This is a genomic window from Xanthobacter autotrophicus (genome assembly GCF_030015065.1).
GTDB classification, from domain to species: Bacteria; Pseudomonadota; Alphaproteobacteria; order Rhizobiales; family Xanthobacteraceae; genus Xanthobacter; species Xanthobacter autotrophicus_D.
This window is the reverse complement of record NZ_JAIVFN010000554.1, coordinates 1-393: the sequence shown is the minus strand read 5'-3', so window position 1 is coordinate 393 and position 393 is coordinate 1. Positions and strand designations below refer to the sequence as shown.

Genomic DNA, 393 nt, shown 5'->3' with positions numbered 1-393 from the left:
GTCTTGTTCATCTCGCCTGTCTTCAGGCGACCCAACGCCAGCACGCGGCGTTCCCGCGCCGTCTGCCGGACCATCAGGGCAAATCCGGGACAGGTTTGCCCTGCACCTGGTCGATGCCGTCGAGCTGCGCCTCGTACTGCAGCAGGCAACGCTTCCGGCCGTTGCTCACCTCGAATACGGCGGACGGCGCCGCCTCTTTCACCCACTTGCAGCGCTTGCGCAGTTGGGGATCGATCGGGACGTAGGTGGCCACCGGCATGGTGATGACGGCTGCCGCCGTCGGGTTCGGCTTGGTAGGTGCTGCCTGGCACGCGGCCAGGAGGGCAGCGGTAGCAACCACGATGACGCGCATGTCAGTACCCCTTCAGTGCCGGGCAAGCGGAATCGAGCAGC

At 66.2% G+C, this 393-nt stretch carries 1 protein-coding gene; it reads right to left on the bottom strand.

Translation table 11 applies throughout. From position 1 onward, the window contains the following. Nucleotides 1–73 precede the first annotated feature (73 nt). A complete protein-coding gene (locus K9U40_RS24480) occupies nt 74–352 on the bottom strand; it encodes a hypothetical protein (RefSeq protein ID WP_282892629.1) in 279 nt (92 codons plus the stop codon). Between the last annotated feature and the right edge of the window lie 41 nt (nt 353–393).